At 39.6% G+C, this 23,106-nt stretch carries 19 protein-coding genes, 24 tRNA genes, 2 rRNA genes and 1 riboswitch; of the genes, 37 read left to right on the forward strand and 8 right to left on the reverse strand.

Going from position 1 to position 23,106, the window contains the following annotated elements:
- From ACQ5H4_RS21595 to ACQ5H4_RS21765, 35 genes are all read left to right on the forward strand, one after another.
- Positions 1 to 103 (forward strand): 23S ribosomal RNA (locus tag ACQ5H4_RS21595); the annotation flags it as partial.
- A gap of 192 nt (positions 104 to 295) precedes the next feature.
- Positions 296 to 411, forward strand: a 5S ribosomal RNA gene (gene rrf, locus ACQ5H4_RS21600).
- Between the two features lie 43 nt (positions 412 to 454).
- Positions 455 to 529: transfer RNA gene (locus ACQ5H4_RS21605), tRNA-Glu, on the forward strand.
- Between the two features lie 35 nt (positions 530 to 564).
- Positions 565 to 637 (forward strand) — tRNA-Val (locus ACQ5H4_RS21610).
- 191 nt (positions 638 to 828) lie between these two features.
- Positions 829 to 904, forward strand: a tRNA-Thr gene (locus tag ACQ5H4_RS21615).
- Between the two features lie 9 nt (positions 905 to 913).
- A tRNA-Lys gene (locus ACQ5H4_RS21620) sits at positions 914 to 989 on the forward strand.
- Positions 990 to 1,019: 30 nt separating this feature from the next.
- Positions 1,020 to 1,104: transfer RNA gene (locus tag ACQ5H4_RS21625), tRNA-Leu, on the forward strand.
- A gap of 34 nt (positions 1,105 to 1,138) precedes the next feature.
- A tRNA-Gly gene (locus ACQ5H4_RS21630) sits at positions 1,139 to 1,213 on the forward strand.
- Positions 1,214 to 1,225: 12 nt separating this feature from the next.
- A tRNA-Leu gene (locus ACQ5H4_RS21635) sits at positions 1,226 to 1,314 on the forward strand.
- A 90-nt stretch (positions 1,315 to 1,404) separates the two neighbouring features.
- Positions 1,405 to 1,481: transfer RNA gene (locus ACQ5H4_RS21640), tRNA-Arg, on the forward strand.
- A gap of 13 nt (positions 1,482 to 1,494) precedes the next feature.
- Positions 1,495 to 1,571 (forward strand) — tRNA-Pro (locus ACQ5H4_RS21645).
- 14 nt (positions 1,572 to 1,585) lie between these two features.
- Positions 1,586 to 1,661, forward strand: a tRNA-Ala gene (locus tag ACQ5H4_RS21650).
- A gap of 51 nt (positions 1,662 to 1,712) precedes the next feature.
- Positions 1,713 to 1,789: transfer RNA gene (locus ACQ5H4_RS21655), tRNA-Met, on the forward strand.
- Positions 1,790 to 1,796: 7 nt separating this feature from the next.
- Positions 1,797 to 1,889: transfer RNA gene (locus ACQ5H4_RS21660), tRNA-Ser, on the forward strand.
- 20 nt (positions 1,890 to 1,909) lie between these two features.
- A tRNA-Met gene (locus ACQ5H4_RS21665) sits at positions 1,910 to 1,983 on the forward strand.
- Positions 1,984 to 2,016: 33 nt separating this feature from the next.
- A tRNA-Asp gene (locus ACQ5H4_RS21670) sits at positions 2,017 to 2,092 on the forward strand.
- Positions 2,093 to 2,106: 14 nt separating this feature from the next.
- A tRNA-Phe gene (locus ACQ5H4_RS21675) sits at positions 2,107 to 2,182 on the forward strand.
- Positions 2,183 to 2,212: 30 nt separating this feature from the next.
- A tRNA-Tyr gene (locus tag ACQ5H4_RS21680) sits at positions 2,213 to 2,296 on the forward strand.
- A gap of 5 nt (positions 2,297 to 2,301) precedes the next feature.
- Positions 2,302 to 2,377: transfer RNA gene (locus tag ACQ5H4_RS21685), tRNA-His, on the forward strand.
- A gap of 141 nt (positions 2,378 to 2,518) precedes the next feature.
- Positions 2,519 to 2,590, forward strand: a tRNA-Gln gene (locus ACQ5H4_RS21690).
- 4 nt (positions 2,591 to 2,594) lie between these two features.
- Positions 2,595 to 2,668, forward strand: a tRNA-Cys gene (locus tag ACQ5H4_RS21695).
- 11 nt (positions 2,669 to 2,679) lie between these two features.
- Positions 2,680 to 2,753, forward strand: a tRNA-Gly gene (locus ACQ5H4_RS21700).
- Positions 2,754 to 2,759: 6 nt separating this feature from the next.
- Positions 2,760 to 2,836: transfer RNA gene (locus ACQ5H4_RS21705), tRNA-Ile, on the forward strand.
- Between the two features lie 34 nt (positions 2,837 to 2,870).
- Positions 2,871 to 2,945, forward strand: a tRNA-Asn gene (locus tag ACQ5H4_RS21710).
- 13 nt (positions 2,946 to 2,958) lie between these two features.
- Positions 2,959 to 3,049 (forward strand) — tRNA-Ser (locus tag ACQ5H4_RS21715).
- A gap of 10 nt (positions 3,050 to 3,059) precedes the next feature.
- A tRNA-Arg gene (locus tag ACQ5H4_RS21720) sits at positions 3,060 to 3,133 on the forward strand.
- A gap of 198 nt (positions 3,134 to 3,331) precedes the next feature.
- Positions 3,332 to 3,721 (forward strand): VOC family protein, encoded by a 390-nt coding sequence (locus ACQ5H4_RS21725; RefSeq protein ID WP_430776974.1) that lies wholly within the window; start codon positions 3,332 to 3,334, stop codon positions 3,719 to 3,721.
- Positions 3,722 to 3,857: 136 nt separating this feature from the next.
- Entirely contained in the window at positions 3,858 to 5,042 is a 1,185-nt protein-coding gene (locus ACQ5H4_RS21730) for a SpoIID/LytB domain-containing protein (RefSeq protein ID WP_430777023.1), read from the forward strand.
- A gap of 108 nt (positions 5,043 to 5,150) precedes the next feature.
- Positions 5,151 to 5,549, forward strand: coding sequence for a VOC family protein (locus ACQ5H4_RS21735; RefSeq protein ID WP_430776975.1), 399 nt, complete (start codon positions 5,151 to 5,153; stop codon positions 5,547 to 5,549).
- Positions 5,550 to 5,578: 29 nt separating this feature from the next.
- On the forward strand, positions 5,579 to 6,232 hold the full coding sequence (locus ACQ5H4_RS21740; RefSeq protein ID WP_430776976.1) for a YdeI/OmpD-associated family protein: 654 nt from the start codon (positions 5,579 to 5,581) through the stop codon (positions 6,230 to 6,232).
- Between the two features lie 84 nt (positions 6,233 to 6,316).
- Complete coding sequence (locus tag ACQ5H4_RS21745) at positions 6,317 to 7,024, forward strand: DNA alkylation repair protein (RefSeq protein WP_430776977.1); 708 nt, start codon at positions 6,317 to 6,319, stop codon at positions 7,022 to 7,024.
- A gap of 256 nt (positions 7,025 to 7,280) precedes the next feature.
- The gene (locus ACQ5H4_RS21750) at positions 7,281 to 7,481 is read left to right on the forward strand and encodes a cold-shock protein (protein ID WP_066052309.1); all 201 of its coding nucleotides are present in this window, start codon (positions 7,281 to 7,283) and stop codon (positions 7,479 to 7,481) included.
- 393 nt (positions 7,482 to 7,874) lie between these two features.
- Positions 7,875 to 7,982, forward strand: a riboswitch (SAM riboswitch).
- Between the two features lie 122 nt (positions 7,983 to 8,104).
- The gene (locus ACQ5H4_RS21755; protein WP_430776978.1) at positions 8,105 to 9,217 is read left to right on the forward strand and encodes a sugar ABC transporter substrate-binding protein; all 1,113 of its coding nucleotides are present in this window, start codon (positions 8,105 to 8,107) and stop codon (positions 9,215 to 9,217) included.
- 70 nt (positions 9,218 to 9,287) lie between these two features.
- Positions 9,288 to 10,790: a sugar ABC transporter ATP-binding protein gene (locus ACQ5H4_RS21760; protein WP_430776979.1), complete on the forward strand. Its 1,503-nt coding sequence runs from the start codon at positions 9,288 to 9,290 to the stop codon at positions 10,788 to 10,790.
- 1 nt (position 10,791) lies between these two features.
- On the forward strand, positions 10,792 to 11,793 hold the full coding sequence (locus ACQ5H4_RS21765) for an ABC transporter permease (RefSeq protein ID WP_430776980.1): 1,002 nt from the start codon (positions 10,792 to 10,794) through the stop codon (positions 11,791 to 11,793).
- Between the two features lie 98 nt (positions 11,794 to 11,891).
- Here the strand turns inward: ACQ5H4_RS21765 and ACQ5H4_RS21770 are convergent, their stop codons facing one another.
- On the reverse strand, positions 11,892 to 12,539 hold the full coding sequence (locus ACQ5H4_RS21770; RefSeq protein WP_430776981.1) for a cupin domain-containing protein: 648 nt from the start codon (positions 12,537 to 12,539) through the stop codon (positions 11,892 to 11,894).
- Between the two features lie 205 nt (positions 12,540 to 12,744).
- Here ACQ5H4_RS21770 and ganR point away from each other — a divergent pair, with 205 nt between their 5' ends.
- Positions 12,745 to 13,737 carry a galactan degradation operon transcriptional regulator GanR gene (gene ganR, locus ACQ5H4_RS21775; protein ID WP_430776982.1) on the forward strand — a complete coding sequence of 331 codons (993 nt, stop codon included), beginning with the start codon at positions 12,745 to 12,747 and terminating at the stop codon, positions 13,735 to 13,737.
- A gap of 113 nt (positions 13,738 to 13,850) precedes the next feature.
- Here the strand turns inward: ganR and ACQ5H4_RS21780 are convergent, their stop codons facing one another.
- From ACQ5H4_RS21780 to nikC, 7 genes are all read right to left on the reverse strand, one after another.
- The gene (locus ACQ5H4_RS21780) at positions 13,851 to 14,618 is read right to left on the reverse strand and encodes a YibE/F family protein (protein ID WP_430776983.1); all 768 of its coding nucleotides are present in this window, start codon (positions 14,616 to 14,618) and stop codon (positions 13,851 to 13,853) included.
- The gene (locus ACQ5H4_RS21785) at positions 14,615 to 15,754 is read right to left on the reverse strand and encodes a YibE/F family protein (RefSeq protein WP_430776984.1); all 1,140 of its coding nucleotides are present in this window, start codon (positions 15,752 to 15,754) and stop codon (positions 14,615 to 14,617) included. Before ACQ5H4_RS21785 ends, ACQ5H4_RS21780 begins: the two co-directional genes overlap by 4 nt.
- A 178-nt stretch (positions 15,755 to 15,932) precedes the next feature.
- Complete coding sequence (locus ACQ5H4_RS21790; protein WP_430776985.1) at positions 15,933 to 17,384, reverse strand: chlorohydrolase family protein; 1,452 nt, start codon at positions 17,382 to 17,384, stop codon at positions 15,933 to 15,935.
- A 17-nt stretch (positions 17,385 to 17,401) separates the two neighbouring features.
- A complete protein-coding gene (locus ACQ5H4_RS21795) occupies positions 17,402 to 18,355 on the reverse strand; it encodes an ABC transporter ATP-binding protein (protein WP_430776986.1) in 954 nt (317 codons plus the stop codon).
- Between the two features lies 1 nt (position 18,356).
- Positions 18,357 to 19,370, reverse strand: a complete 1,014-nt coding sequence (locus ACQ5H4_RS21800; RefSeq protein ID WP_430776987.1) for an ABC transporter ATP-binding protein — start codon at positions 19,368 to 19,370, stop codon at positions 18,357 to 18,359.
- A 31-nt stretch (positions 19,371 to 19,401) separates the two neighbouring features.
- The gene (gene nikB / locus ACQ5H4_RS21805; protein ID WP_430776988.1) at positions 19,402 to 20,322 is read right to left on the reverse strand and encodes a nickel ABC transporter permease; all 921 of its coding nucleotides are present in this window, start codon (positions 20,320 to 20,322) and stop codon (positions 19,402 to 19,404) included.
- Between the two features lie 43 nt (positions 20,323 to 20,365).
- On the reverse strand, positions 20,366 to 21,268 hold the full coding sequence (gene nikC, locus ACQ5H4_RS21810) for a nickel transporter permease (RefSeq protein ID WP_430776989.1): 903 nt from the start codon (positions 21,266 to 21,268) through the stop codon (positions 20,366 to 20,368).
- 196 nt (positions 21,269 to 21,464) lie between these two features.
- On the opposite strand from nikC, the gene ACQ5H4_RS21815 reads away from it, so the two are divergent.
- Positions 21,465 to 23,012, forward strand: a complete 1,548-nt coding sequence (locus tag ACQ5H4_RS21815) for a glutathione ABC transporter substrate-binding protein (protein WP_430776990.1) — start codon at positions 21,465 to 21,467, stop codon at positions 23,010 to 23,012.
- Positions 23,013 to 23,106 lie beyond the last annotated feature (94 nt).

A 23,106-nucleotide genomic window follows, 5' to 3' on the forward strand; every position in this document is an offset into this window, starting at 1 on the left:
AAGCTAGTAAGATCCCTGAAAGATGATCAGGTTGATAGGTCAGAGGTGGAAGCGCGGTGACGTGTGGAGCTGACTGATACTAATCGATCGAGGACTTAACCAAGATGCGGAAACGGCTTGGTCAGGGACGACAGGCATAAGATGAAGACCGTAAGAGGTCCTGACCTCTGAAGGGCTTTAGCTTATGACCCCGAGTCCCTAGCCGTTGGAGCTCGTTTTCCGCGAAGTAGATACTCATTCTTTTGACTTTGACACTTTATCTAGTTTTGAAGGAACAACCTTCAAAATTAAAAAGTCTGGTGGCGATAGCGAAAAGGTCACACCCGTTCCCATACCGAACACGGAAGTTAAGCTTTTCAGCGCCAATGGTAGTTGAGGGTTTCCCTCTGTGAGAGTAGGACGTCGCCAGGCTTGTCCCTATTGGGACTATTATTTTGTCTAAAATATATAGTTCGGCCCCTTGGTCAAGCGGTTAAGACACCGCCCTTTCACGGCGGTAACACGGGTTCGAATCCCGTAGGGGTCACCAAGTTTTTTCACTTTGTGAAAAAAACATTTCATTTCGGAGGATTAGCTCAGCTGGGAGAGCACCTGCCTTACAAGCAGGGGGTCGGCGGTTCGATCCCGTCATCCTCCATCAAGACTATTTTTCACAAAACTGAAAAATAGTCTTCCTAATAAGCCGGCGTAGCTCAATTGGTAGAGCACGAACGATTAAGCTTCTTCGAAATGCATCAGCATACCGATCGAGCTGCTACTTGGACAGGCTTCCTGAGATCGGGATGACTTTCTGGAGAACTAAACTAAGTAAATTTACACTCTTAATAAGCCGGCGTAGCTCAATTGGTAGAGCAACTGACTTGTAATCAGTAGGTTGGGGGTTCAAGTCCTCTCACCGGCACCACTTTATACCGAGCCATTAGCTCAGTCGGTAGAGCATCTGACTTTTAATCAGAGGGTCGAAGGTTCGAGTCCTTCATGGCTCACCATTTTTCTTAAATAATGTAGGCTATTATTATGCGGGTGTGGCGGAATTGGCAGACGCACTAGACTTAGGATCTAGCGCCGCAAGGCGTGGGGGTTCGACTCCCTTCACCCGCACCAAAGTTTTTTGCGTTAGCAAAATAACTTACCATATGCGGAAGTAGTTCAGTGGTAGAATACAACCTTGCCAAGGTTGGGGTCGCGGGTTCGAATCCCGTCTTCCGCTCCAAGAACTTCTTTTGCCGGGGTGGCGGAACTGGCAGACGCACAGGACTTAAAATCCTGCGGTAGGTGACTACCGTACCGGTTCGATTCCGGTCCTCGGCACCAAGGATTTTTACGAAGTAAAATATCCTTCCATAGATTGTAAAGCAAAATAGCTGTCCTTAACACACTAATATAATTAACATTATAATACATGCGCCCGTAGCTCAATTGGATAGAGCGTCTGACTACGGATCAGAAGGTTATGGGTTCGACTCCTTTCGGGCGCGCCAAATTAGTTATAATCGGGGAGTAGCTCAGCTTGGTAGAGCACTTGGTTTGGGACCAAGGGGTCGCAGGTTCGAATCCTGTCTTCCCGACCATCTAACTTTATTATGGGGCCTTAGCTCAGCTGGGAGAGCGCCTGCCTTGCACGCAGGAGGTCAGCGGTTCGATCCCGCTAGGCTCCACCAATATTTTTTACAGATCGTAGTGTAGTGAAAATAATCTTCAATAATTTTTTTGGCGGTGTAGCTCAGCTGGCTAGAGCGTACGGTTCATACCCGTGAGGTCGGGGGTTCGATCCCCTCCGCCGCTACCAAAGATACGGAGGTATACCCAAGTCTGGCTGAAGGGATCGGTCTTGAAAACCGACAGGCGGGTCAAACCGCGCGGGGGTTCGAATCCCTCTACCTCCTCCATTTTTTTAAAATAATATTGTCGCGGGGTGGAGCAGTCTGGTAGCTCGTCGGGCTCATAACCCGAAGGTCGCAGGTTCAAATCCTGTCCCCGCAATTAAGTTGCTTCAAGGGAACTTGAAAAGACTTTGGTCCCGTGGTGTAGCGGTTAACATGCCTGCCTGTCACGCAGGAGATCGCCGGTTCGATCCCGGTCGGGACCGCCATTTTAAGTAAATATGGCTCAGTAGCTCAGTCGGTAGAGCAAAGGACTGAAAATCCTTGTGTCGGCGGTTCGATTCCGTCCTGAGCCACCATTAATTTTATTGCACATTTAATTCCAATCTGGAGGGGTAGCGAAGTGGCTAAACGCGGCGGACTGTAAATCCGCTCCCTTGGGTTCGGCGGTTCGAATCCGTCCCCCTCCACCATCATGGCGGTTGTGGCGAAGTGGTTAACGCATCGGATTGTGGTTCCGACATTCGTGGGTTCGATTCCCATCAGTCGCCCCATCTTAATAAAATTTGTATTTCTTTTATACCTTGTAGTCGACGATATTTCATAAATTTCCTGAAGTGAAATTTCCAAAATATCCTCTTGGTGTGCGGATTCTTGCAGAGAATTCGGGGAAGAATTACATGAAGTTTAATCAATGGGCTATAGCCAAGCGGTAAGGCAACGGACTTTGACTCCGTCATGCGTTGGTTCGAATCCAGCTAGCCCAGTCATGGCAGCATAGCCAAGTGGTAAGGCAGAGGTCTGCAAAACCTTTATCCCCGGTTCAAATCCGGGTGTTGCCTCCAATTTAATATTTGCGGGTGTAGTTTAATGGTAAAACCTCAGCCTTCCAAGCTGATGTCGTGAGTTCGATTCTCATCACCCGCTCCAAATAAGGGGCCTATAGCTCAGCTGGTTAGAGCGCACGCCTGATAAGCGTGAGGTCGATGGTTCGAGTCCATTTAGGCCCACCAGATTTTTTACGATAGCAGAATAATATTTCAATGTTCCGCAGTAGCTCAGTGGTAGAGCAATCGGCTGTTAACCGATCGGTCGTAGGTTCGAGTCCTACCTGCGGAGCCATTTTTATGTCTATGGGGAAGTACTCAAGAGGCTGAAGAGGCGCCCCTGCTAAGGGTGTAGGTCGGGTAACCGGCGCGAGGGTTCAAATCCCTCCTTCTCCGCCAGTCTATATATGCGCCTTTAGCTCAGCTGGATAGAGCATACGCCTTCTAAGCGTACGGTCAGAGGTTCGAATCCTCTAAGGCGCGTAATATAACAAAGTAAAAAACGCTTATTGAGCGTTTTTTTTTTGTGTTTTTTTTATCTTTAAATAAAATATTTACTTTATGACTTTTCAGCAAACCTTGAAGAATAGCAGGTGGGTGGATGGTTTGGACTCACTTCCATAAAGGGGGTTTGTTGAGTAAGATAAAAATAATTCAGTTGAATAGAAAGAGGTGAATGTTTTGATTAAATATAAAAGTCTACATCATGTAAGTCTTACTGTTTCAGATTTGGAAAGAGCAAAAGATTTCTATGGGAAAGTTTTATGTTTAAAAGAAATACCACGGCCAGACTTTGATTTTTCAGGTGCATGGTTTGAAATAGAGGGACAGCAACTCCACTTGATCGTCGATCCTTTTTCACAGACGATTCGGCAGGATAAAAGCTTATCCAGCAGAGAAGGTCACTTTGCCCTGAGAGTCGAGAACTACTATGACACACTTACGTGGTTAAAACAGAATAAAGTGGAACTCCTTGAAAAACCATACGGAAAAAGTGGTTTTGCACAAATTTTCTGTGCTGATCCAGATGGTAATTTAGTTGAACTAAATGTTAATCAAAAAGAATTATAAAAGCATCCCTTTGTAGAATGGAGCTTCAGGAATAATCAGTTTACACATTATAAATAATATGAGTATGAAAACTTTAATTCTAATGATTTTCACAGTTTTTTTACTAATGTTACCTAATGAAGTGCAAGCCGAAGAGATGATTTCAGTGAAATTAAGAAATTATATCGGAGACACCTCTAAATTACCATTTCACATAAAAGGAGCTTATTCAACATTAGATCCAGCATTGATGATAACGGAAGGGGTTGAATATACACTATCATTTAAGGGTGGGGAAATGTTTCTCACTTGTGGTGAGTCAACAACGGAAATAGCTAGCCCGTTCATTTTATATCCTGATTCTTATGATGAAAAGCATCTAATCTACATTAATGGCAGGCCTTATATGGGTGCGGTAGAATTTAATATAGAAGGAAAAAACATTAGACCAGTTAATCAAATACTATTAGAGGATTACTTACAGGGTGTTGTTCCATTTGAAGTGTTTCCCGAATGGAATATAGAGGCCTTAAAAGCACAAACGTTAGCTGCTCGTACTTATACCATCACCCATAAGACTCCCAAACTAGACGACACCATTCAATATCAAGTCTACGGAGGGTATAATCAATTCAATAAAACAAAAAGAGCTGTAAATGATACGAAAGGAGAAATCATTACTTTTCAAGAAAAACCTATAAGTGCTTTTTATTCTGCGAGTAATGGTGGAATAACGGAAAGTAATAAAAATGTATGGGGTGGCAATGCAAGTCCGTATTTCCCAGTCAAACAAGATCCATATGACCCCGTTCAACCTTGGGAGTTTACATTACATAAAACACAAATAGATTTGGATGAAATCAGATCGAAGGGTTGGAATGAATTAAAGGAGAAAGATGGAAAAATTAGCGTATCTATTAAAAAATGGCTTAATAGAAATGGATATGAAGGTGACATAAAAATTTTAAGTATTCCTTTTTTTGCTATCGATAAGGTTAAAAACGAATCACAAAGGTCGATGATAGGCTCGATTCAAATCGAATTTATGAGAAGGTTGATTGATGGAACCATTATTTTTGAAAAAGTCTCATTGGATCATGTTGAATTAAAAAAAATTCGACCAATGATAGGTGGAGGTCATTTTAGAAGTTATTTAGTAAGTTCGTTTGAAATGAATCCAACTTCTTACAAAGTAAGTGGCAAAGGTCATGGTCATGGAGTTGGTATGAGTCAATGGGGTGCAAACGAAATGGCAGAGAAGGGAAAATCCTACAAAGATATTTTAGGGCACTATTATCCAGGAACACAAGTTAAAGTCATTAAAACCTTCCCAGATAATTAAAATGATGATATCTTTCAGGTATCATCATTTTTTTGCCTTAAGAATAATAATTAATCAAACTTGGCTGTAGAGAAATATTAATATTTCTAATTTGAGGAGCTGAACTTAATGGGAAAAGTTACACCATTCTTAATGTTTCAAGATGGCAAAGCAGAAGAAGCTATGAATTATTACATATCTATTATTGAGGAATCAGAAATTACAAGTATTGTTCGCTATGGAGCGAATGAATCTGGAGATGAAGGAACGGTAATGCAGGCTACTTTTTCTTTAAAAGGGCAAGAATTTATGTGTATAGATAGTAATTTAAAGCATCAGTTTACATTTACTCCATCCTTCTCAATTTTTGTTACATGTGATACTGAAGAAGAAATAAACAACGTTTATCACAAACTGATCGAGGGTGGACAAGCACTTATGCCAATTGGTGATTATGGTTTTAGTCAAAGGTTTGGTTGGCTAAATGATCGCTTTGGGGTATCATGGCAACTAAATCTTCCATTGTGAAACTAATTTTTATATAGGGAGAGAACAACATGGCAATTGGTAAACTGAATCCTAAGGTTGATGATTATTTAAGTAAGACTAAAAAATGGAAGGAAGAATCTGAGAGGTTGAGACATATTGTTCTTGACTGTGATCTGACCGAAGAATTTAAATGGATGCATCCTTGTTACACGTTTAATAACAAAAATGTCGTATTAATTCATGGATTTAAAGAATATTGTGCGCTTCTGTTTCACAAAGGTTCCTTATTAAAAGATCCCCATGGAATTCTTGTCCAACAAACCGAGAATGTACAGGCAGCGCGCCAGATTCGGTTCACCAGTCTTCAAGAAATAGTGGAACTAGAACCCGTTTTGAAAGCGTATATCCATGCAGCTATTGAAGTTGAAAAAGCGGGTTTGGAAGTGGATTTAAAAAAGCATACAGAATTCATCATTCCTGAAGAACTTCAAAATAAATTCGAAGAAACACCAGACTTGAAAACTGCATTTGAGGCATTGACACCGGGACGACAAAGAGCATACATTCTTTATTTTTCTCAACCCAAACAATCAAAAACTCGAGTGTCAAGGATTGAAAATTGTATGGAGAAAATTTTCAGTGGAAAGGGCTTAAAGGATTGCACTTGTGGACTATCTCAAAAAATGCCCTCCTGTGACGGCTCGCACAAAAATATACGATAAGATCATATTAATTAATGTTTATTTTTAGCTGCAGGTAATGGTTATAATGAAATGGATGAAAATAAAGGAAGGACGTACATAGCTATGGATTTTGAAACAGTGATGCAGGAACTTGAAGCTCTTGGTAAGGAACGAACGAAAAAAATGTATATTTCCAATGGTGCACACGAGCCCCTGTTTGGCGTGGCTACAGGTGCTATGAAACCAATTGCAAAGAAAATAAAAATAAATCAAGAACTAGCTGATGAGCTATATGCCACAGGTAACTACGATGCAATGTACTTTGCAGGCATTATTGCAGACCCGAAAGCTATGACTGAATCTGATTTTGATCGTTGGATGGACGGAGCGTATTTTTATATGCTGTCTGATTACGTGGTGGCAGTCACTTTATCAGAGTCAGATATTGCACAAGAAGTGGCGGATAAATGGATTGCAAGTGGTGACGAGTTGAGAATGTCAGCTGGGTGGAGTTGCTACTGCTGGCTTTTAGGAAATCGCAAAGACAAGGAATTTTCCGAAAGTAAGATTTCCAATATGCTTGATATGATAAAAAATACGATTCATAATTCGCCAGAACGAACTAAATCCGCTATGAATAATTTTGTATACACCGTAGGGATTTCCTATTTGCCGCAACATGAAAAGGCGGTTGAGACCTCAAAGGAAATAGGAATCGTAGAAGTTAAACGGGACAATAAAAAAAGCAGTTTACTAAACGCATACGAAAGTATTCAAAAAGAAATGGATAGAGGGAAGCTTGGTTTCAAACGCAAGTATGTAAGATGTTAAAAATCGTTTTGATGTATAAATGCCTTTTATAGACATTCCTATTTAGACGTATTTAGGTTTTTTAGTTTGCTTTTCTCGTAACCTGCAGGATACTGAGGATATGTTCTTGCAAATACTTATAAAAAATGTTAAACTTTAGAAGAATTATTTTTGTTCGGTGTAAAGGATAGTATAAGATTAACTTTTCGTCTTGATGATCACTGAGTCCAAGGATAGTAACACATTGTGTGTAAAGCACACAGCAGGAGGAAACAAAATGGAACAAGGTAAAGTAAAATGGTTTAACGCAGAAAAAGGTTTCGGATTTATTGAGCGTGAAGCCGGAGAAGACGTATTCGTTCATTTCTCAGCTATCCAAGGCGAAGGTTTTAAATCTTTAGACGAAGGTCAAGCAGTTACTTTTGACGTTGAGCAAGGTCAACGTGGAGCTCAAGCAGCTAACGTGCGTAAAGCTTAATAATAAAAACAAACTAAGCAGGCTCTTTTTAGAGTCTGTTTTTTTCTTTTTATATACAAGGATCCCCACTCACTGAGTGAGTGGGGCACAATGTAAGCAAGTAAATCAAATGGTAGATAAAGTGTATCACATCATAACGAATTCACCTAATTATGTTTGTGTTAATTATAGCTTTCAATTCCGCTAAAGTTCACCAATTTGTCGGAGACGGTGATAATCTTTATTAGAGTAAAGTGGACCTTTTGATGGGCTTAATACATACGAAGAATCTATTGTAGCTATCTTTGGAAAAATACACCTATTAATAATATTTAGAAAATACTATTGACATTTTGTTAATAGAATATTAAATTAAGTTTTATACTTTATTAAAGTAAATGAATAAAATACGTTCTCTTATCAAGAGTGGCAGAGGGACTGGCCCGATGACGCCCAGCAACCGTTCCATATGGAATTGGTGCTAAATCCTGCAAAACAAGAAATTGTTTTGAGAGATAAGAGAGGAGTAGTCCTTATTTTGTGATGAAACCTCTCTTTTCTGGAGAGGTTTTTTATATTTTATAAAAACTCTCCTAAGAGCAACGTTGGTAAGAAGACAAAAAACAAAAAGGGGAGAAAGAATCATGAAGAAGAACTTTTTAAGAAGTGCATTTGTATCAGCGATCGCTGCAACACTTTTGCTTACAGGCTGTGCAACAGGGGGAGAAACAAAGGAAGCAACAGGATCGAACACACCGATTGAAGGTGTACCTGACCGCTTTGCAAATGGGGACCAACCGAAAATCAAAGTTATTCGTAAAATTGGTGGAGACGATCACACAGCTCAATTCTTAGCTGGTGCAAAACAAGAAGGTGAAGCATTAGGATTCCAAGTGGATGTATTTACTGCAAATGGAGATACAGCGAAATTTCATGATGCGCTTAACCAAGCGTTAACTCAAGATTATGATGGATTTATTATTTCTCACGGTGACGATGATGCTACCGTGAATGACATACAGAAAATTGTTGACGCAGGAAAGAGTGTAGTCGCATTTGACTCGAATGCAAATTTAACTAGTGTTGATGGTGTCACTCTAGTATCACAGGATGATGAAGCATTAGCTACTCTATCATTGGACCAATTAGTAAAAGAAACAAAAGGTGAAGCCAATATTGCTTACCTATGGGTGGACGGATTCCCACCTATGGTTAGACGAAATAAGGTTTATGAAGAGGTTTTAGCAAATAATCCTGGAATAAAAGAAGTGGAGCGCTTTGGGGTAGCAGCAGCTGACACTAGTGTTCAAACCCAAAATGCCGTTGCCGCAATGTTAAATAAATACCCTAAGGGTGAACTTGATGCGATTTTTGCAACATGGGATGCTTTTGCTATCGGTGCAGCTCGTGCGTTAAAAGAAGCTGGCAGAGAAGAAGTGAAAATCTATGGAATCGATGTTTCAAATGCTGATTTGCAGGAAATTCAAAGAGAAGGCAGTGCTTGGAGATATACCGCAGCTGTTGATCCTAAGTTGATAGGTTCAGTAAATATGAGAATACTCGCAAAGAAATTAGCAGGAGAGGAAACACCACAAACGTATGATTTGGAAGCTTCACTAATCTCTCAAGAAGACCTTCAAAAATCAAAAGATCCTGTTAATATGGTCAATCTAACTGAAATCATTGAAGGATGGGGCCAATCATCAGAATTTGAGGAAGACTGGATGAAGACACTAAAGGAACATTATAAGAAGTAAGGGACTTGTAGATAGACACTCTCTTTTTAAAAAGAAAAAGAGAGTGTTTCTTTGAAAGGACAGTGACATCATGACCACTTTAAAGATGAAGAATGTCTCAATTGAATTTCCGGGTGTTAAAGCATTAAATGAGGTGGATTTTTCAGTTGAAAGCGGGAGAACTCATGCCTTAATCGGAGCCAATGGTGCTGGGAAATCAACGTTGATGAAGGTTCTTGCAGGGGCATATGGCCACTATACTGGTGAAATCACAATGAATGGACAACCTATGACCATTCGTTCTCCAAAAAGTGCCATGGATTCTGGAATTCAAATTGTATATCAGGAAGTGGATACAGCTCTGATCCCCAACTTAACGGTTGCTGAAAATATCATGTTAATGGATACGGTCCATAACATGGGAAAGAAGCAATGGGTCAATTGGAAAAGCCTGCATTCGAAAGCGGCCGCCATCCTAGTAGAAATGAATTTGACTCTTCCTACTAAAAAACTAGTAAGTGAATTGACATTGGCAGAAAAACAAATGGTTTTGATCGCTAGAGCAGTGTCGAAAGAATGTAAATTTCTCATTTTGGATGAGCCGACAGCACCTCTTAGTCATACAGAAACAAATGAATTATTTCGTATAGTAAAAGAATTAAAGAGACGTGATGTTGGAATTATTTTTATATCGCACCGACTACCAGAGATTTTTGAGATTTGTGATGACATTACGATTATGAGAAATGGGGAAGTAGTCGAGAGACAGAGAATTTCGGATACCACCCAAAACAAAGTAGTGGAGCATATGCTTGGTCAAAAACTCGGTGAACAGTTTCCTGATAAATTCATGACCATTGGAGACACATTCCTTGAAGTAAAAGGACTTACAGTTAGAGATAAGATTAAAGATTTCAGCATGAATGTCAGAGCAGGAGAGATTGTGGGAATCGCCGGGCTTGTAGGTGCCGGTAAGACCGAGTTCTGTAAAGCCCTGTTCGGGGCTGAAGGCGAATTAATAGCAGGAGAAGTCAAGGTGAACGGAAAAAGGGTTAGCGTTAAAAATCCATATGAAGCGGTTAAGAATGGACTTGCCTTGGTCCCTGAAGAGCGCCGAAAAGAAGGTATTCTTGTATATGAATCGGTTGAATCAAATTTAACTGTAGCGAATTTACGACGTTTTTCAAAGGAATTTAATTTCTTGGATCGTAAAAAAGAAAAGTTAGTTGCAAAAGCAATGATCAACCGTCTGGGAATAAAGACACCGTCAGAAGAAACAAAGGTTCAAAATCTTTCTGGTGGTAATCAACAAAAGGTTGCCATTGGAAAGTGGCTGGTAGCCGAGGCTGATGTCTATATTTTTGATGAGCCAACTAAAGGTGTAGACGTTGGCGCAAAAAAGGATATTTTTAACCTAATTGCTGAGCTTGCAAGCCGTGGAAAGGCCATTATTTATGCATCATCTGAAGCTTCTGAGATCATGGGAATTACGAATCGGGTTTATGTTCTTTATGATGGAAAGTCAGTGAAGGAACTAGAAACAAACTCAACAAATGAAGAAGAACTATTATTCTATTCAACAGGGGGTAGGTAAGATGGAGACAAACATAACAGCAAAGAAACAGACCCCGGTAAAAACGTCATTTGATCTTTTCCAGTTTTTTTATAAATATGGAACGATTATTACGATCATTGCACTCATTATCATATTTTCATTGGCCAATCCAGCCTTTATCCAGGGAAATAATATTGTAAATATTCTGCGTTCCATTTCAATTGTAACCATCATTGCAATCGGAATTACCATCAGTTTAACGGTTGATGGCTTCGATCTTTCCGTTGGATCGGTGGCCTCCTTATCAAATGCAATCGTTATTTCCATGTTTGTCTGGTTTTCACAAAATACCTTTGTAGCCATTATCTCGGCAATTGCTGCTGCATTAATTGTAGGGATATTGAATTCCATTATGATTGTAAAAATGCGGATTCCTGATATGTTAATGACGCTTGCAACCATGTTCATTATTCAAGGAACGGCATTGACCTATACAAAGGGAGCGACTGTTTCACAAAACATGGTGTTGCCTGATGGAACCATGGCAGAAGGTCTGATTAGTCCGTTTTTTTCGAAAATCGGCCAGGTACCGTGGATTATTTTGATCATGGTCGTTGTCGTTGTAGTGGTTCATATCTTTTTAACGTACACGAAACACGGAAGATACATGTATGTGATCGGGGGAAATAAAGAAGCAGCAAGACTATCAGGAATACCGGTAAATAAATACAAAGTTGCAGCCTACCTGCTATCGGCGCTTTTTGCCGCGATTGGAGGAATTGTCTTAGCTTCACGGGTTATGACATCTGAAATCAACTCAGGTGCCCCTTACTTAATGGATTCTGTAGCAGCTGCTTTTATCGGTTTTTCCGTTTTAGGTGCCGGTAAGCCAAATGCATTCGGAACCTTCGTAGGTGCTGTGTTGATCGGGATTTTAGCAAACGGCCTTGTGATGATGTCTGTCCCTTACTACGCAATGGACATTGTAAAGGGAACGGTCTTAGCATTTGCATTGGCAATCACATATTATAAACAAAAATAATAGTTAAAGAGGCCTATTCAATGTGAATGGGCCTATTTTTATTTTTAAAATGAAAAATCATGGTTTCACATGTCTAGAATTGCATTAATTTACATCTATTAACCCGAATATTGCTGATAATGGTGACCGTATAGTGGCTGTGGATATTGCCGAATATATCGGGATTGTTCATGAAGTTGATTTATATGTTGATAATGGCTATGATCCGTTGATCTATTACAATCCTTGTATGGACCTATATATGTGGATGGTTTAACTGCTGAAATGGCTTGTTTCCACTGATTTTCGTCAACACAATAGGTATGCGACATGATTTTTGCAGGGGTAAATTTCAAAATATCAGAACCTAAAATAACTTCTGGAGTCGGTGCATTAAAAATAGCCAAAAGATGGGTGTTGTCAACTAAAGCTATTTCATAATGCCACCATCCCTGTGGAACATTTGCCACTTGTCCAGGTGTAATGGTGTAATTCAGTATTTGTTTTGTAAATGGATTTAGAATTGATACAGTAGCAGAACCAGAAATACAGTATACAAGTTCGGCTGCATTTTGGTGATAGTGCGGTTCTACAACATTATTCGTACTGAGGAAAATATCTAAGAGAGATACATTTTCAAGTGTATTCAACTGTTTTATACTTAATATATTAATATAGTTTTTATTATCTTTAATGAACAAGGGACTTTTATTGATATCAAAAGTAAACTGAGTTGTTGGTGATGTATAATCCATATATGAAACCATAAATCTTTTTCACCTCTGTTATTTTAACATAGACTTCTAGGCATGTTATGCACGAGAAGTTTGTTAGGTGTACACTTTTGTAGGGTGAATTCAAAATGTAAAATCACAAATAAAATTTTTTCCTCCTAACTAGTAAAAAAATTTACTTGTTAGGGTGGAGGTTGAATCGTATAATATGGGTATGGATAATTGGAGGTAATTGACAATGGCAACAATTAAAGATATTGCAGAACAGGCGGGTTTTTCGATTTCAACTGTTTCCCGTGTGTTGAATAATGATGAGAGCCTTTCTGTACCAGATGAAACACGTGAGAAAATATATGACGTAGCTGAGAAGCTTAATTATAGAAGAAAAACGGTTCGGCAGTTAGTAAATAATATCGCCTTTTTGTATTGGCTGACAGATCAAGAAGAGCTTGAAGATGTTTACTTTAAAACGATGAGGCTTGAAATAGAAAAGTGGGCAAAAAAGACTAATGTGGAGCTTACCACGTACAAAATCGCAGATGGAATAGCCAAAATCCCTGATACTATCAAGGGTTTTATAGCAGTGGGTTCTTTTACAGAGAAAGAATTAAATCGTCTCAGAAGCATTACCCCAAATGGTGTTTTCATTGATACGACACCAGACGCAGTTCACTATGATTCCGTTAGACCTGACCTTTCTGAAATGACAAAAAGAGCAGTGGATTTCTTTATTGACAAGGGGCATAGCAGGATCGGCTTCATCGGAGGAACGTATCATAATCCTAATACAGGGCTTGAAGAAATGGATATTCGAGAAAGAACATTTCGTGCCTATATGGATGAGAAGGGTCATTTGAATGATCGTTATGTATTCTGCCGGAGAGGCTTTTCCGTGGATAACGGGTATAACCTTATGAAGAATGCCATTGATACATTGGGAGATGAATTACCTACTGCTTTTTACATAGCGGCAGATCCGATAGCGGTTGGTTGTTTACAGGCCTTAAATGAGTATGGAATTGCAATACCAGGACGAGTCAATCTCATTAGCATAAATAATATTAGTATTGCAAAGTATGTTTCTCCACCTCTTACGACTTTTCATATTGACTTAATGGAGTTATGTAAAAATGCCGTACAGTTATTGCTTGAAAGAGTGGTAGAAAAGCGCAAAATTGTTAAAACATTATACCTTGGTTCTGAATTAGTGATTAGAAAAAGCACGGAATAAGAATGGATTATTAGTAAAATATGAATATTTTTTCTAGTAAAAGCGTTCTTGTTATAAGAGCGTAATGAAAAAGGAGCTTTGTGTGTTCACTATGTACACATAAAGCTCCTTTTTTATTGAGACTTTTCTCTTGTTTTATCCAAATAGTAAGCAGTGATCCAAGAGGTAATCGGTATAATTAAGGCTACTCCTATTCCGGCACAAAGGATGTTGATCATTTCAGAACTGAATATTTTTGAGTTGACAATGTCTCCTAGTGAGTAAGATAGGTCTTTAAACCAAATTAGCATGGCCAAGTATCCGCCAAAGAAGGCGAAAAATAATGTGTTTGTATTGGTTCCGAGTATATCTCTACCAATGCTGATTCCGAATGAGAATAAATCCATCCTACTCACCTGCTGATTATGATTGTAGAGCTCACGCATAGGAGAAGCAATGGAAATGGCCACATCGATAATGGCTCCTATCGTACTCATAATGATCATGGCCGCCCCAATCTTTACAAAGTCGACTCCTAAATACAAAGAGAACATGCTAAGTTCTTCCGTTTCTTCTTCTCCAAATCCTTGAATCATTGATTTTTCAGTAACAATCACAATGAAAAATAGCAAAATAGCCAAGGTGATAATGGTAGAAACAAAAGCAGTGATGGTTTTATTATTTACATCATTGATAAAAAAGAGATTAATACAACTAATGATTGTACAGGCAATTAAGGTAAGAATAATTGGGTTTGCACTTGGATCAGTCATGATAAGGATGGTCAAAAGAAGGACAGCAAAGTTTAAAAATAAAGCAATAAAAGACTTTGCTCCTTTTTTTCCTCCTATCACTACCATTAGAATAAATAAAATCGCTGCTAGACAGAATAAAGCATTCATGATTTTGCCCTCTTTCGGTTTACAAAAAAGATAGAAATATATAGACCGATCGGAATCGTTAATACAATTCCAATCCCACCAGCAAGGGCCCTAGCTAATTCTAGGGAAAGATTCATGGAAAGGGTGTATCCTAGTGGAGAACCATTTTTCATATACAAAATGAGCATCGGGATAGATCCACTTATATACGCGAAGAACAATATATTGGTCATCGTTCCCATCACATCTTTTCCGATTTCCATTCCAGAAGCTTTAAGCGCTTTTATTGATATATGGTTATTTTTTTCGTACAACCCAAAGATAGAAGAAGACATAGTAATGGCTACATCCATTACAGCACCTAGAGATCCAACTAATATTCCCGCCATAAATACCGTTTGAGGAGGACGAGTTAGAAACTGCATTTCTTCGTAACGAAGGCCTTCTTCAGAAGTTAGCCACAGGACTAGATAAGCTATGAATAGAGAAACAAAGGTTGTTACAAGGGTGGCTATTACTGCTGCATAGGTTTTTTCATTAAAACCATTAACGAGTAATAAAGAGATGGCAGTAAATAAAATCGCACTGATACAGCAAGCGACTAACAAGCTGATGACTGATGTTTTTACATACATATCTAAGGCATATGAGAGGATAATGGCATTGACTGCTAAGCTGACAATTGAAAACAACCCTTGCTTTTTTCCAACAATAAGCAAAGTAAAGATAAAAATCCATGCTACGATCAGCACGTATTTATCGCGTTTTACATTTTTTATGCTTCCCGTTAATACTCCATCTTCATTGGTATTCGTATCGATCCAAACAAACAGTTCATTTCCAACCTGATATTCTTGGTCATAAGCTCCTGAAGTGGAATATTGGTTGGTTAAATGGATCAGCTCTCCCTTTTTCTTTCCATTTTTTAATACGGCTACCACTTGTTGTGTGAAGAGTTGATCTTTATTATTATGTATGTCATTTACTTTGGTGGTATCTCCTAGTTTGGTCTCGATGACCTTCGCTATCGGGCGTTCATAGAATGAGTAATTGTTATTCACAAAAATAACAGAGGCTACAAAACAAAGAGCTATTTGTACGTACATCACGATTTGTTTGTAAGTTATTTTGTTCAACTGGTTAAGTATTAGATTCAAGAATAAACCTCCATGTATCGGAATGGACTCAGTGTAAAACAATGCGCTAAAAATAACAAGAATGTTGATGATAGATAATTTATAGAGTTTTAAGATGAAGGTATGAATAATTCACATTAGAGGTATTAAAATGGAAAAGCACCATACCCCAGCGGAGTAAAGTGCAAAAATGAGACATCTATAACCCTTTAGTAAACAATTGATCTGCGCCGAGTTCTTCATAATCTCTCTCGACATAACTGGTTTTAAGTTTATTAAAATAGCTTTGGCCTTTTATTTTTAGTTCGTCTAGATCGATCCCCGGCAACAAGCGATTCTTCATCACGATTTGCCCATTAATAATAGATAAGACGATATCTCTCCCAGTTGCTGACATACACATGGTAATGAAAGGGTCATCAATGGGGCCGAAATGAAAGCCGGAAAGGTCAACGGCGATCAGATCAGCCTTCGCTCCGGGAGCAAGGCGACCAAGATCTGATCGCCCAAGGAATTCAGCGCTGCCAATCGTCGCTGCGTGGAAAATATCACTAAACTTCGAGTGATACACTTCGCCATATCTCAATCGAGAAACCATTGATGCGGTCCGGATGTTTATAAACATATCTGGCGGAAAGGTGTCTGTACCGATTGCCAGCGGAATGCCTCGTTCTTTATAGGATGCAAAGGAATCAAGAGCACCTCCATGCCTGCCCATAATCAGCGGACAGTGAATAATCGTGGTTTTTGTCTCTTGTAAAAGAGCCAAATCTGAACCATACACATTCACATCACCTGTAAATTCCGAGGTGAAAATCCCATGGGGAATCGCCGTATTTTTATCTAAAAATCCAAGCTCATATAAGTAACGAATCGGCGTTTTACCCATCTGAGTAGTAATATAATTATACTCAAACTTCCCTTGAGCAGCGTGTAAACGTACTGGACAGCCTAGCTCGCGGCTAAATGCTTTCGTTTGCCGAAGGACTTCTTGAGTTTGCGTTTCGATTCGTTCGGGAGCCAGCATTCCGCGAATAAGCCCATCCGCAGCTCCATCAAATGTCTGAACAAACTTGACAGCACGCTCAAGACCAGCCAATCCTGCGTCCTCGTCGTATATGACCGAAATATCCCCAGTCTCATGTACTACTCGCATTCCTGCTTGGTAGCTAGGCCCGAGATATACACGTAAACCAAGACTTTTGGCATGATCTGCCGCGGCCACAAGCTCTTCATAAGTTTCAGCCCAACGCTTATATAATACAGAAGTAATAGGCATAGCCGTTGTAATTCCGTTTAAAATAAGCTGAGTGTATGCATATAACGATTTAAAAGCCTCCTCCTCTTTTGATAAAAATTCCTTTGGTCCTCGATCAAAATATTTTTTTGACCAAAGCATGTTTGCAGCCCGGTCCTTTCGTTGCTCGAGGTGTATGGAATCATGATCAATATCTCCTAGTGCATTCAAGTCAATAAATCCAGGACACACAATGGCTTCTCCCATATCTAAAGTTTGGTCAACCTCTTCATTATAGAAAGGACCTACATAAAGAATCGTATCTTTTTCAAACACAACTTCTGCATTTTCAAGTAATTGATGTTTCTTGCCATCATATCCAATTACATAATGAGATTTCACCTTAGTTTTCATATAAAATCATTCTCCTTTTATACAAGGTGACAAGCAACCTGATGGGATGTGGTTGTTTGTTTAAGTTCGGGTTCTGTACTCTGGCATTTTTCTGTTGCAAAAGGGCAGCGCGTATGAAAACGACATCCGTCTGGCGGGTCAATGGGTGAAGGGAGGTCTCCTTCTAGGACAACTCTCTCTGTCATGTTTTTTGAAGAGAGAGAAGGGACAGCAGATAGAAGGGCTTTCGTGTATGGGTGCTTTGGATTTTTAAAAATAGATTCTTTATCACCAATTTCAACGATTTTTCCTAAATACATGACCATTACACGATCCGAGATGTGCTTTACCACACCGAGGTCATGTGAGATGAATAGATACGTAAGCTTATGCTTTTTTTGAAGAGATTTTAATAGATTTAATACTTGAGCTTGAACCGAAACATCCAGGGCAGAAACTGCTTCATCGCAAATAATTAAACGAGGTTGAACCGCTAGTGCACGGGCAATCCCAATGCGCTGTCTTTGTCCACCGCTAAATTCATGAGGATAGCGATCCTTTGCTTGTTCGTTGAGACCGACACTTTCAAGGAGCTTGATGACTCTTTCCTTTGTATCCTTAATTCCTTGAATAATCATAACTTCCTCTAAGATCTTGCCAATCTTTTGTCGAGGATTTAACGAAGCGAATGGATCCTGGAATATTATCTGGAGATTTTTCCGCATCTTCCGCAATTCCGCAGAGTTTATCTTCAAGAGATCCTTTCCTAAAAATTCAATCTTACCGCTCTTTGCTTCGACTAAGCGGAGGATCGAGCGCCCAATTGTTGATTTGCCACATCCAGATTCTCCGACAATGCTTAGCGTTTCCCCTTCCATGATGGAGAAGCTAATATCGTCAACCGCCTTTACATAGTTTACCGTTCTGCCCATCACTCCTCCTTTAATTGGGTAGTATTGCTTTAAATTTTCTACATTCAGTAATGTTTCCAACTTACACGCCCTCCTTTATTATGGACCCTGTGTCGGTCCAGTTCTCCTCAAACATCCAACAGCGAACAGAATGGCCATCCGAAAAATGCTTGAAATTGGGTGCTTTTTGATAACAAATGTCTGAAGCATGATTACATCTAAGAGCAAATGCACAGCCATCTGGCATATCATATGGACTGGGGATATTCCCTTCAATCGTTTCAAGTACCTCAGTCTCCAGTTCTAAATGAGGAATTGATTTTAGTAGGCCTATAGTATAGGGATGCTTAGCATTTTCAAAAAGATCGTCCACCTCAAGGGTTTCAACAATTTTCCCAGCGTACATGACTGCCACTCGGTCACATGTATTAGCAATGACACCGATGTCATGGGTGATTAAAAGCATGCTCATCTCCATCTCTGTTTGTAGTTTTTTTATTAAATCGAGAATTTGCGCTTGAATGGTTACATCGAGAGCCGTTGTGGGCTCATCAGCAATTAGTAATTCTGGCTGACAAGCAAGGGACATTGCGATCATCACCCGTTGGCGCATCCCACCGCTTAATTCGTGAGGTTCTTGTTTCGCCCGTTTTTCTGGAGATGGGATTCCGACCATTTTTAGCATTTCAACTGCCTTCTCCCAGGACTCTTTCCTACCTATCCTATGATGTGTGCGGAAAACCTCAGCAATTTGTTCACCAATGGAATAGACAGGATTTAAGGAAGTCATAGGTTCCTGAAAAATCATAGAAATATAATTTCCCCTTATCTGTTCCATTTCTTGTTCGCTTAGCTTGGTTAAATCTTTGCCCTTAAACCAAATTTCTCCTTCCATCATCATTCCTGGAGTATCATCTAAAAGACGCATAACAGACATAGAGGTCACGCTTTTTCCGCTTCCAGATTCACCAACTAAACCGACTGTCTCTCCTTTGTGAACGGTAAAGGTAACACCGTCAACTGATTTACTAATGCCTCGTTCCGTCCTAAAGAAGGTTTTTAGATTTTGAATTTCAAGTATTTTTTCATTATCCATTTGTTCACCACTCCTTTTTTTATGCAAATCCTTACACAGCATCTATCCGCTTATTAAACTTCCTATATAAAATATCAACAACTAAGTTAACGAACACAAAAAGAAGGGAAGCAACAAGGACACCTCCTTGGACGACGGGAATATCGCGCATTTTAATCGCATCGACAACCATACGTCCTAGTCCATTAATCGCAAAGACTGACTCAATAATGACAGCACCACTTAGCAATGATCCAAACTGAAGTCCTGTTACAGTTATAATCGGAATAAGCGCATTTTTAAGTGCATGCTTGTATACGACAATCACCTTTTTTAGCCCTTTTGCTTTCGCAGTGCGGATGTAGTCTTGCCGAATGACATCAAGCATACTGGAGCGCGTCATTCTCGCTACTATAGCTGCACCCATTAAACCAAGGGCGATAGAAGGGAGCACCATTTGACTGATCGATCCCCATCCAGAAGTTGGGAAGATCCCTAGTTTTACAGAGAAAACATAAACGAACACCATGCCCATCCAAAAACTTGGAAAAGAAACCCCAAGCAGAGAAACCACCATTAATATCCGATCAGACCAAGAATTCTGTTTCGTTGCAGAAATGATACCTGCAATCATCCCTAATACAATGGTGACAAAGGTTGCAGCTAAGGATAATACAATCGTGGTCGGCAGCCGAGCCATGATTTCTTCGGTAACAGACCGGTTTGAACGATAGGACTCACCTAAATCTCCGTGCACCACATTGCTAACATAACGGAAATACTGAACAAGGAATGGGTCGTTTAAACCTAGGTCTTCTCGAACTCGTTCAACCACTTCAGGAGAAGCACTTTCCCCTGCCATCATTGTGGCAGGATCACCTGGAACCAGATGCATGATGAAAAAAATGATAAAAATGACTCCGAGAATAATCGGGATTGTCTGAACGATACGTCTAGCAATATAGGTAAGCATAAAGTTTCCTCCTTATTTTTAACTTCTTGAAATGCCATACCTTTCAACTACTTTTCAATCGAGGATCAAGGGCATCACGTAGTCCATCACCAAATAAATTAAAGCCGAGGACAAGTAAAGAAACAGCAAGTCCTGGAAAGATAAACAAATAGGGTGCAGTGAAAAAGTAAGCACGTGCATTGCTTAACATCGCACCCCACTCTGGAGAAGGTGGTTGAGCACCCAGTCCGAGGAAGGACAAACCTGCAGTTGAAAGAATAACACTTGCTAGATTTAGAGTGGTTTGAACAATGATAGGAGAAAGAATATTTGGGAAAATATGTTTGAAAATAATTCGTAAATGTCCAGCCCCCGCCGTTTTAATTGCTTCAATGTACTCTGAATTTTTAACCGATAAGACACTACCTCGTACAATTGAGATGAACACGGGAATTTGGAAGATCCCAACAGCAATTGTTACATTAATAAGACTAGGTCCAAGCGCGCTGACAACTGCAAGAGCAAGGAGAATCCCTGGAAAGGCCAGAAGGATATCGGTTAATCTCATAATCAATGTGTCAACCCACCGACCTACATATCCTGCAATCAATCCAAGGGCTGTTCCGATAGATGCACCAAAAACAAGTGAAGCAAAACCAACCATAAGGGTAATCCTTGTTCCAGTAATGAGTCTGCTGAGTACATCACGGCCTTTATCATCCGTACCTAGCCAATGGTCAAAAGAAGGAGATTGTAGGTTTTTTTTTAAATCTAGTTCGTAAGGATCATAAGGTGTAAGCACCTCGGCAAACAGGGCAATGAGAATGAAAGTAAAGACAATTCCAACTCCTACAACGGCCATCTGATTTTTGCGGAAATTATAAAGGAATGATTTTACCCTCGTGCCTTTCTTCGTCTTTTTTTTGTTCACCACTACTGACGGAATCTCAACAATTTCGTGTTTCATAATTAAATACCCCCCTTTATTAAATTAGAAGTCCTTTAAAAAAAACTAATAAAAATTGCAAAGTAAGTAAATATTATACGGGTTTATCGTAAAAATTTTAAAAACAATAGTAAAAATATTTTAAAAATTCTTTTTTTAATAGTTTTATAATGAAATTAAGCAAGGCAGGACCACAAAATAAGAGGGGGAAGCAAAGATGAAAAAAGGATTAATTTTTTGCATGATGATGATGATGATGGTTTTAGTAGCATGTAATGGAGGAGAAGAAGCTAAACCAGCAGATGCAAACACAGAAGGTAATCCTGGAGGAACTCTAGTGGTTGCAAGGCAAACGGATGCGGAAAGTCTTGATCCGCAATTTACTTCTTCCATTTCAACAGTAAGTATTGTTCACCATCACGTGTATGAAAACCTCGTTCAGCATAATGAGGACATGGAAATTGAACCAATGCTTGCAGAGAGCTGGAAACAAATCGACGATATTACATGGGAATTCTATTTAAGAGATGATGTTACTTTTCATGATGGAACGCCGTTTAATGCCGAGGCTGTAAAAAAGACTATTGACCGTTCTCAAGACCCAGAGGTCGCTTCTCCAAGAGCTATTATGTTCAGCTCAGTAAAAGAAGTGGAAGTGGTCGATGAATTTACTGTACGCTTTCATTTAAAAGAACAGTTTGCACCACTGTTATCAAATTTAGCTAGCCATGAAGGTGCAATCCAAAGTCCAAAGGCAATTGATGAGTTAGGAAAAGACTTAGGACAGCAGCCAGTTGGGACAGGTCCATATAAGTTTGTCAGCTGGACTCCGGGAGATGAGATTGTATTTGAAAAGAATCCTGATTACTGGGGAGATCCTGGCAAGACAGATAAAATTGTTTGGAAAATTGTTCCTGAGGACTCAACGCGTCTAGCGATGCTAGAAACAGGCGAAGCACAAGTCGCTGAACCGATTCCATCTGCAGACATGGAACGAATCAAGGAGTCGTCAACCATGAATCTTTATACAAGTGAGGCATTAGGAACAGAGTGGGTTGGATTTAATACATCGGCTAAGCCGCTAGACGATGTGCGTGTAAGACAAGCGATCAGTCATGCCATCGAGCGCAGCTCATTAATTGACGGGGTTTACAGTGGGGTAGGAACTTTGGCAACATCTACCTTAGGAAAAAAGGTTTTTGGATTTTCGAATGATCTGCCAAGCTATGAATATGATCTAGAAGAAGCAAAAAGGCTTATGAAGGAAGCAGGGTATGAAGATGGTTTGGAGATTACTATAACAACAACAGAAACAAGAGAACGACAAAATTTAGCCGAAGTTTTACAATCCCAGCTAAAAGGTATAGGAATTGATGTAAAGATTAATTTAATGGAAGCAGCATCCTATTACGAAGCTGCCGCAAATGGTCAAATTGAAATGTTCATCGGTTCATGGAGAAATGCAACTGGAGATGGCGATTATAATCAATTCAACCTTTTTCACAGCAGCTCCATTGGACCGACTGGCAACTACTTTTACTTTAATAATCCGGAGGTTGACGCTCTAATCGAAAAAGGGCGTGCTGTAATGGATCCTACTGAGCGTAAAGAAGTGTATCATCAGCTTCAAACGATTGAACTAGAAGACGCCTTATATGTTCCAATCCGAAATATTGAAAACCTGGCAGCAACAAGTAAAGATGTTGGTGGAGTAGTCATGACCCCATCCGGTTATTTAAAATTAATGGATGTAACGATTCGATAATGAATTAATAAGGCTGTTTTCGTAAAGATTCCAAAAAGAAACAAAGTTTAAGAAAAGAGCCATTAATCATGAAAACCTATTGAGAGTTTCAATA

The sequence above is a fragment of the Bacillus coreaensis genome (genome assembly GCF_050586445.1).
Classification (GTDB): domain Bacteria; phylum Bacillota; class Bacilli; order Bacillales; family Cytobacillaceae; genus Robertmurraya_A; species Robertmurraya_A coreaensis.

What these genes read in the sequence shown, in the direction of transcription:
- ACQ5H4_RS21730 (WP_430777023.1), top strand. Translation starts at nt 3,858, where the DNA reads ATGATTTCAGTGAAATTAAGAAATTATATCGGAGACACCTCTAAATTA.
- ACQ5H4_RS21735 (WP_430776975.1), top strand. Translation starts at nt 5,151, where the DNA reads ATGGGAAAAGTTACACCATTCTTAATGTTTCAAGATGGCAAAGCAGAA.
- ACQ5H4_RS21740 (WP_430776976.1), top strand. Translation starts at nt 5,579, where the DNA reads ATGGCAATTGGTAAACTGAATCCTAAGGTTGATGATTATTTAAGTAAG.
- ACQ5H4_RS21745 (WP_430776977.1), top strand. Translation starts at nt 6,317, where the DNA reads ATGGATTTTGAAACAGTGATGCAGGAACTTGAAGCTCTTGGTAAGGAA.
- ACQ5H4_RS21750 (WP_066052309.1), top strand. Translation starts at nt 7,281, where the DNA reads ATGGAACAAGGTAAAGTAAAATGGTTTAACGCAGAAAAAGGTTTCGGA.
- ACQ5H4_RS21755 (WP_430776978.1), top strand. Translation starts at nt 8,105, where the DNA reads ATGAAGAAGAACTTTTTAAGAAGTGCATTTGTATCAGCGATCGCTGCA.
- ACQ5H4_RS21760 (WP_430776979.1), top strand. Translation starts at nt 9,288, where the DNA reads ATGACCACTTTAAAGATGAAGAATGTCTCAATTGAATTTCCGGGTGTT.
- ACQ5H4_RS21765 (WP_430776980.1), top strand. Translation starts at nt 10,792, where the DNA reads ATGGAGACAAACATAACAGCAAAGAAACAGACCCCGGTAAAAACGTCA.
- ACQ5H4_RS21770 (WP_430776981.1), bottom strand. Translation starts at nt 12,539, where the DNA reads ATGGTTTCATATATGGATTATACATCACCAACAACTCAGTTTACTTTT.
- ganR (WP_430776982.1), top strand. Translation starts at nt 12,745, where the DNA reads ATGGCAACAATTAAAGATATTGCAGAACAGGCGGGTTTTTCGATTTCA.
- ACQ5H4_RS21780 (WP_430776983.1), bottom strand. Translation starts at nt 14,618, where the DNA reads ATGAATGCTTTATTCTGTCTAGCAGCGATTTTATTTATTCTAATGGTA.
- ACQ5H4_RS21790 (WP_430776985.1), bottom strand. Translation starts at nt 17,384, where the DNA reads ATGAAAACTAAGGTGAAATCTCATTATGTAATTGGATATGATGGCAAG.
- ACQ5H4_RS21800 (WP_430776987.1), bottom strand. Translation starts at nt 19,370, where the DNA reads ATGGATAATGAAAAAATACTTGAAATTCAAAATCTAAAAACCTTCTTT.
- nikB (WP_430776988.1), bottom strand. Translation starts at nt 20,322, where the DNA reads ATGCTTACCTATATTGCTAGACGTATCGTTCAGACAATCCCGATTATT.
- nikC (WP_430776989.1), bottom strand. Translation starts at nt 21,268, where the DNA reads ATGAAACACGAAATTGTTGAGATTCCGTCAGTAGTGGTGAACAAAAAA.
- ACQ5H4_RS21815 (WP_430776990.1), top strand. Translation starts at nt 21,465, where the DNA reads ATGAAAAAAGGATTAATTTTTTGCATGATGATGATGATGATGGTTTTA.